Annotated in this window: 1 pseudogene; it reads left to right on the top strand. The window is 65.0% G+C overall.

The features are described from left to right. Positions 1-468: pseudogene (locus QM588_RS25595) on the top strand (HNH endonuclease signature motif containing protein); the annotation flags it as partial.

The raw sequence follows: 468 nt of genomic DNA, 5'->3' as shown, positions 1-468 counted from the left end.
ACATCCTCGACCGCTACCTCGCCTCCAGTGACCGCCCCACCGAGGGCGGTGAGAAGCCGCACGTCAACCTGCACATCCGGTTGCAGGACCTCACCGACCTCCGCGACAGTGCCGACGACATAACAGACGACGAAACCTCGCGCGCAGCAACAGAATCCGACACCGAGACCGACGCAGCAGATCCGGTCGACATCAACACCGGCGACCCCATCGACACTGACGCAGCAACCGAAACGGACCACGAAAACGGCAGCGGCAGTGGCGATTGCGGTGGAGGTGATGCTGCAGCCGACCGCGGCGCATATCGGGACCTGTTCGGTGACGGCACTTCGGTCGGGTGGCTGCCGTGGATGGGACCGCTCTCGCGCGAGACGTCCCGCCAGTTGGCGTGTGATTGCCTTCTCACCGCCATTGTCATGGACGAGAACGGCAACCCACTCAACCTCGCCCGCACCGCCCGCACCGTCA

The sequence above is a fragment of the Rhodococcus sp. IEGM 1354 genome, from assembly GCF_030056855.1.
In the GTDB taxonomy this organism is placed as follows: Bacteria; Actinomycetota; Actinomycetes; order Mycobacteriales; family Mycobacteriaceae; genus Rhodococcoides.
This window is presented reverse-complemented; position numbering and strand designations above follow the sequence as displayed.